A 6,432-nucleotide genomic window follows, 5' to 3' on the forward strand; every position below is an offset into this window, starting at 1 on the left:
GACAGGGCAAGGAGGCGTGGATGAAATGGCTTGTATTGCTGATGGCTGTGGTGCTGGCGTTGCTCGCCTGGTGGGTGCGTCAGCCAGATCCAGGCCCAGTCTGGCTTGAGTTATCAGAGCTGTCTGCAGAACCCCCATTGGCTGAACACGATATTTTTTCTGAGACGAAAGCAGAGCCGTTTACCTTCGCTAACATGGATGCCAGTCAGGAAGGCGCGAGCGCAGTAACGAAAATTCCGGCAACGGATGCGAGCTCCTCTGATGATGTACCCGCTGCCATCGCTACCACAGAATGCCCACCTTATTCGTTGCTCGAAGAGCATCCGTCCCGCCCTCTGGCTGATGAGTGGGCTCGCAATGAGCTGCTTTTTTTTAACTGGGGGGATGAGCACTACCGGCATCAGGATGAGGCAGTGACAGTGTTGGAAGCTCAGGCGGGCAATGTGATGGCCATGCGGGCCTTGGGAACTTACTATGCGTTTCCAGGGCTTCGGCTGGAGTTTACTGAGCACGATGGCTCGGACATACCGGCACCGGAATACGCCAAAGCGCGTTTTTGGTTTTATCAGGCGGCACTGCATAATGTACCGATGATGTTTGCCTTTCAGGCTTTTACCTATCAGGACGAGCTGTCTGAGCTGGAACGTAACCGGGATGAGGATGGCAACCTGCCAGAGCCTTATCACAGTGATAAAAGGCAGTTGCTGGTCACTATTCGGGCGCTGATGGAGTTTGATCTATGGGTAGCGCCCGTGCTGGAGATTGTGCGAGGTGATAATCCGCTCTTTATGTTGGCAGATGTGGAGTTGACGGCACAGGAGCAGCAACAGCTTGCTGAGCAGTTGAGTGATTTACAGAGTGAGTGGCGTTTTCATCGCAGTCAGCTGGGGCAAACCGAACGCATTGAGATTGAGATGCCTGCTGCCGTCAAAGAATGGATCGATTTACTGCGTCAGACAGAGCAGTGCAACTAACCACTCGTTAGCCAAAGCGACAACGCTAGGCTACTTAGCAGCACCGCACTGCCATAACACAGCCATTTCGCCAGGCGGCCATGCGCCAGTTGCAGATCGTGCAGGCCATGATGGATGCGGTGCATGGCATGAAACAGCGGTAGTACAATCACAGCCAGCACAACCCCCAGCCCCAGCGGATGAAACACCAACGCATGCAGCCGCTGATAACTCAGTTGTTCTGCACTGACCAGCCCCAGCGGGATGCCAAGCAACACCAGCAGCGCGATGGCCGGCACCAGCATCGCTACGCAGACGCCGCCAGCGCTGAACAGCGACCACCAGATGGGCTCATCCGAGCGGCGTGGGGTTGTTTGAGGGGGTGGTTGCTTATTGATGCGCATCCAAACCTCCTAACAGCCACCACAGCGCTAGAATAACCAGCAGCACGCCAGCCCACTGAGCGCTGACCATCAGCCAGGCGGGCAGGGTGCGGCTGCCAAGGCGCAGCGGCATCACTTGTGGGAAGAGCACAAAGAAGGTCCAGGCATGAAACAAGCTGGCTAAAAGCGCCAGGCCATTCAGCGCCAGCACCCATGGTTGTTGCAACCAGGCCTGATACTGCAGCCAGCTGGCTTCGCCCTGACCTAAGGCGTACAGGCCATACAGCAGGCTGCCGATAAAAAACAGCAGCGGCAGTACCGTGGCTTCGCGCAGCATATAAAAACGATAGGCCGGATGCTTTAGCCACCAGCTAGCCGGCATCGGCGGCTGATAGGGTTTTCGGCTCATTTACTGGTCTCCTTGCCAGGTTTAAACCACTGGATCACCCCATCCAGTGTGGAGGCGATTTTGCCCTGATTGACCGCTGCCGCCGGATCGACCCCCTTGGGGCAGACGGTAGAGCAGTAACCGACAAAGGTGCAGCCCCAGACGCCATTATCACTGTTTAATTGCGCCATGCGCTCAGACTTGCCCTGATCGCGGCTATCCAGATTGTAGCGATGCGCCAGTGCGATGGCGGCCGGGCCAAGAAAGTCCGGTTTTAAGCCAAACTGCGGGCAGGCCGAATAGCAAAGGCCGCAGTTGATGCAGTTGGAAAACTGCTTATAGCGGGCCAGTTGCGCCGGTGTTTGCCGGTACGGTTTGCCTTTTGGCGCGGCTTCTGCGATCAGATAGGGCTTAATGGCGCTTAAATGCGCCAAAAAGCGCGACATATCGACAATCAGATCTTTTTCGATCGGGAAATGGCTAAGTGGCGCCAGTGTCAGGCCCTTCGGGTAATCGCGCAAAAAAGTTTTGCACCCCAGCTTAGGCACCCCATCGACCATCACACCGCAGGAGCCGCAAATCGCCATCCGGCACGACCAGCGGTAGCTTACACTGCTGTCCTGTTCTGCTTTGATCTGCTCCAGCGCATCCAGCACCGAGGTACTGTCGTCGTACTCCACGCGAAAGTCTTGCCAGTGCGGTGCGTTGTCTTGCTCTGGCCGGTAGCGCTGCAACCGGATCTCAGTGGTTGGCATTAGCGGCTCTCCTTGGGCGGGTTGTCAGTGGGTTGTTGGCCCGCGGAGCTCTGTCCTCTTGGCCTCTGCCCTCCATATAGGCGCTCGGCCGGTGGCGACAGGCTGGTATCCACCGCCTGCCATTCAATGCGGGCTCCGGGTCTTGTTTGATAAAAAGCCAGGCTATGGCGCAGAAAATCCTGGTCGTTGCGGTTGGTCAGGCCTGGCTCCTGGCGCTGGTGGGCACCGCGCGACTCTTTACGTTCAAGTGCGGCCTGGCACATGGCTTCGGCGACATCCAGCCCAAAACCCAGTTCCAGCGCATGCAGCAGATCGGTATTGAACGCTTTGCCGCTATCACCAAGGCGTAGCTGCTGGTAGCGTTGTTTCAGTTGCGCAAGGCAGGTCAGCGTCTCCTTAAGGCCCGCTTCGCTGCGATAAATGCCACAGCCTTGCTCCATGCTGGCGGCCAGTTGCTGGCGTAGCGGTTGCCAGCGCTCGGAGCCTTGGCTGTTGTGCAGCTGCTGCAGTGGAGCCAGGGCTTGTGTTGTCAGCGTGCTTAGTAAGCTATCGGCAGCAGGCTGGCTGGGCTCGCTGGCCAAACGCGCCGCCTCGCGACCTGCTACTTTGCCAAACACCAGCAACTCCGTCAGGGAGTTGGAGCCAAGCCGGTTGGCACCATGCAGGCCAACCGAGGCGCATTCGCCCACCGCATAGAGGCCGCGAATGCTGGTGGCACAATTCGCATCGGTTAAAATGCCGCCCATGGTGTAATGCACCGCCGGGCGAATGGGGATCGGGCTTTTGACCGGATCGACATTAACGTAGGCTTTGGCCAGCTCGCAGATAAAAGGCAGCCGCTCCAGCAGGTAGCGCTGGCCGAGGTGGCGCAGATCCAAGTGTACCACCTCACCTTGCGGATGTTGGATGGTGCGGCCTTGTTGTTGCTCGTGCCAGAAGGCCTGGGATAATTTATCGCGTGGCCCCAGCTCCATGGTTTTGTTCTGCGGTTGGCCAGGCGGGGTTTCCGGGCCCAGGCCATAATCCTGCAGATAGCGGTAGCCATCTTTATTCAGCAAAATACCGCCTTCACCGCGGCAGGCTTCGGTGATCAGGATGCCAGAGCCGGGCAAACCGGTTGGATGGTATTGCACAAACTCCATATCGCGCAGCGCCACGCCATGGCGGTACGCCAGCGCCATGCCATCGCCGGTGACAATGCCGCCATTGGTATTAAACTGATACAGCCGGCCAGCGCCGCCGGTCGCCAGAATAACGCTGGCCGCCTGAATCTGCACCAGATCGCCGCTGGCGATGTCGATGGCCAGCACGCCATAGCAGCGCTGCTCATGCACCAGCAAATCAAGCAAAAAGTACTCGTCCAGCCGCTGGATGCCGGAGTATTTCAGGCTGGTTTGAAACAAGGTATGCAGAATATGAAAACCGGTTTTATCGGCGGCAAACCAGGTGCGCTCGGTTTTCATGCCACCAAAGCGGCGTACCTGCACGTCACCGCTTGGTTGCCGGCTCCAGGGGCAGCCCCAGTGTTCCAGTTGAACCAGCTCATCGAAAGCGTGTTTGACAAAATAATCCACCACGCTCTGGTCTGCCAGCCAATCACTGCCTGATACGGTATCGTCAAAGTGCGCCTGCAGGCTGTCGTGCGCTTGCGTAACGGCGGCAGCACCACCTTCGGCAGCCACCGTATGCGAGCGCATCGGGTACACCTTGGACAGCAAGGTGACCTTCAGTTTGGGATTGGTTTCACAGGCCGCAATGGCACTACGAAGGCCGGCGCCGCCGCCACCGACCACCAGCACATCGGTGGTGATTGTTTTGGCAAGACTCAGCATTATTCAGCCCCCTGCAGTTTCGCCAGTACCAGTCCCAGCAACACCAAAGCAGGCAAAGCATGGGTTAACAGCACATTTTTGCCAAGCAGCGCGCTTAGTTGGCCCGGGCCCCTGATGTGGCTGCGGCTTTGTTGATGCAGCGACCAGGCGACATGCGCAGCCAGTGGTAGTGTCAGCAAACCCAGCAAGGCGGCTGTGGGCAGCCAGTTTTGCCAGACGGATACCCCCAGCAGCAGATAACAGGCCAGCAGCAAGGCACTGAACACCCAGGCGGCTTTGGCCGGGCCCAGCACAATGGGCAGATGGCGGCGGCCTACCTGACGGTCGGCTTCGATATCCGGAAATTGATTCAGCAGCAACAGGTTGCTGATCAGCAGTGCCAGCAAGGCCGATAAGCTCAGCGCCAATGCATCGGGCTGACCGGTCAGCACCCAGTAGGCGCCGAGCGTCATCAAAGCACCAAAGCCAATCCCCGGTGCCAACAGGCAGAGCAGCGGCGATTTGTTGATGTAATCGGTGTAGCTGTAGATCAGTAAAATCCCGGGCAGGCCAAGCAGCAGCAAGCGCCAGTCGACCAGCGCACTAAGCGCAAGGCCAATGCCACTGACCAGCAGCAAACTGCCAACTGCCAGCCAGAGCGCCAGCTGGGCTTGCTCTGGCGCCGCCACCAGGGTGCCACTGCCGCCACTAAAAGGCGTGCGGCGGGTCAGAAAATCCAAGCCGGAGCGAAAATCAAAGTATTCGTTAAAGGCATTGACGCTGATATGCGCCGCCAGTGCCATCAGCAGGACCAACAGCAGCAAGCCGATGGACAGGCTGCCTTGCTGGTACCAACTGCCGGTCGCTGCCAGCGCAATGCAAAGCACGGTTAAGGTTAAAAACGGTAAGCGGGCAACACCAAACAAAATTTTAAGCACGGATCCCTCCTGGCATGATTCTGCTAGAGTATAGCAACGAATCGTGACGGCTCTTGATCCAGCCCAACAAAAGGTCGGCTCTTTTGCAAAATACTGTTTCTAAATAAGAACGGATGAATGCAGCTCAATAGTTGACTATTTTAGTCAGGTATTTTAGGCTGGGTCTATCAAGCACAGGAGGCAGTGATGGCACAATGGTTAGAAGCAGCAGTTGCAGAGAATGTCGCCTGGCATTCGCATTTATGCAGTTTGCGGGTGGAATTGCCTGGCTTTGATTTTATTGCCGGTCAGTTTGTCCGCTTGGCGGTAGAAACAGCACACGGCCGCTTGCAACGTGCCTATTCACTGGTCAATGCGCCCGGTGATGCCCGGCTGGATTTTTTACTGACGCCGGTAGCTGATGGCAAGGTATCGCCGCGGCTGCACGCACTGCAAGCCGGTGACCGGCTTTGGGTAAGCCAGCCCGCAACCGGCTTTTTTACCCTGGATGAGGTGCCTGCAGGCGATACCCTCTGGCTGATCGCTACCGGCACCGGCATTGGCCCGTATTTATCCATGCTGGCCACCACAGTGCCCTGGCAGCGCTTTGGGCGCATCGTGCTGGTGCATGGCGTGCGCCAGGTGCAGGATCTGGTGTACCGCGATCTCATTGCCAGCTGGCAGCAGCGTTATGCCGAGCAGTTCCATTATCAGCCGGTGGTCACCCGCGAGTCGTACCCCGGCGCGCTGCAGGCGCGCTTACCACAACTGATTCAAAACCGGCAGTTGCAACAGGCGGCTGCGGCGCAGTTTGATTTAGATAGTCAGGTGATGCTGTGCGGCAACCCGGCCATGATTAAAGCGGTGCGGGCCGAGCTGGAAATTTTAGGCTTGCGTAAGAACCTGCGCAGCTCGCCCGGCCATATCACGGTTGAACAATACTGGAACTGACCCCATGCATAAATAAGCAGCTTGATTGGCGGTGCCGTCGTCTGTCCACTAAGCTGATAGACCTGTTGCCATGATACGAACAGACAGCTGCGCATGCTACTACCATTGGCCAGCACACGATGAAGGAGCAAGGTTATGACTGCAAAGAAAATCCAATGCGATGCCCGTCTTAGCGTGGGGGACCAGGAGTACCGATACTGCTCGCTGACCAAAGCTGCTGAAACCCTGGGCGATATCAGCCGGTTGCCTTTGTCGTTGAAAGTGTTGCTGGAAA

General features: G+C 57.4%; 7 protein-coding genes. 2 read left to right on the plus strand and 5 right to left on the minus strand.

Going from position 1 to position 6,432, the window contains the following annotated elements:
• Positions 1–20 precede the first annotated feature (20 nt).
• Positions 21–974, plus strand: a complete 954-nt coding sequence (locus tag JJU14_RS12430; protein ID WP_228614007.1) for a hypothetical protein — start codon at positions 21–23, stop codon at positions 972–974.
• Here JJU14_RS12430 and frdD read toward each other — a convergent pair.
• From frdD to JJU14_RS12455, 5 genes are read right to left on the minus strand one after another with little or no spacing between them, the layout of a single operon-like run.
• On the minus strand, positions 971–1,357 hold the full coding sequence (frdD, locus tag JJU14_RS12435; RefSeq protein ID WP_228614009.1) for a fumarate reductase subunit FrdD: 387 nt from the start codon (positions 1,355–1,357) through the stop codon (positions 971–973). The genes JJU14_RS12430 and frdD overlap by 4 nt on opposite strands.
• Entirely contained in the window at positions 1,344–1,745 is a 402-nt protein-coding gene (locus JJU14_RS12440) for a fumarate reductase subunit C (protein ID WP_228614011.1), read from the minus strand. The genes frdD and JJU14_RS12440 overlap by 14 nt, the downstream gene beginning before the upstream one ends.
• Entirely contained in the window at positions 1,742–2,479 is a 738-nt protein-coding gene (locus tag JJU14_RS12445; protein WP_228614012.1) for a succinate dehydrogenase/fumarate reductase iron-sulfur subunit, read from the minus strand. The genes JJU14_RS12440 and JJU14_RS12445 overlap by 4 nt, the downstream gene beginning before the upstream one ends.
• Entirely contained in the window at positions 2,479–4,311 is a 1,833-nt protein-coding gene (frdA, locus tag JJU14_RS12450) for a fumarate reductase (quinol) flavoprotein subunit (protein ID WP_228614013.1), read from the minus strand. The genes JJU14_RS12445 and frdA overlap by 1 nt, the downstream gene beginning before the upstream one ends.
• Positions 4,311–5,228 carry a UbiA family prenyltransferase gene (locus JJU14_RS12455; protein ID WP_228614015.1) on the minus strand — a complete coding sequence of 306 codons (918 nt, stop codon included), beginning with the start codon at positions 5,226–5,228 and terminating at the stop codon, positions 4,311–4,313. Before JJU14_RS12455 ends, frdA begins: the two co-directional genes overlap by 1 nt.
• A 186-nt stretch (positions 5,229–5,414) precedes the next feature.
• Between JJU14_RS12455 and JJU14_RS12460 the strand changes: the two genes are divergently transcribed.
• Positions 5,415–6,158 (plus strand): ferredoxin--NADP reductase, encoded by a 744-nt coding sequence (locus tag JJU14_RS12460; RefSeq protein WP_228614016.1) that lies wholly within the window; start codon positions 5,415–5,417, stop codon positions 6,156–6,158.
• Positions 6,159–6,432 lie beyond the last annotated feature (274 nt).

This window comes from Alkalimonas sp. (assembly GCF_020831925.1).
GTDB lineage: Bacteria > Pseudomonadota > Gammaproteobacteria > Enterobacterales > Alteromonadaceae > Alkalimonas.